The 228-nt window shown below is 65.4% G+C and carries 1 protein-coding gene; it reads left to right on the plus strand.

Going from position 1 to position 228, the window contains the following annotated elements:
* Positions 1–13: 13 nt before the first annotated feature.
* On the plus strand, positions 14–228 hold a 215-nt coding region (locus AX735_RS12715), incomplete at its 3' end, for a hypothetical protein (RefSeq protein ID WP_202189574.1).

A 228-nucleotide genomic window follows, 5' to 3' on the forward strand; every position in this document is an offset into this window, starting at 1 on the left:
GTACAGGTCCTTCATGCCACGGAACACGTCGAGCGCGGTCGATATCCGCGAGACCATCGCCTCGCCGCAGACCGCGCTCGACGTGTTCCGTGGCATGAAGGACCTGTACACGCCCGAAAGGCTGCTCGAATCGACCCGGCGCCAGTTTACCGGCGTCACCACCCGCGCGATCCTGGTCTCGCCCAAGCCGGTCGACAATGGCGAAGCACTGCTCAACGCGGCGCTGAC

It is taken from the genome of Blastomonas sp. CCH1-A6, from assembly GCF_001556365.1.
Classification (GTDB): Bacteria; Pseudomonadota; Alphaproteobacteria; order Sphingomonadales; family Sphingomonadaceae; genus Blastomonas; species Blastomonas ursincola.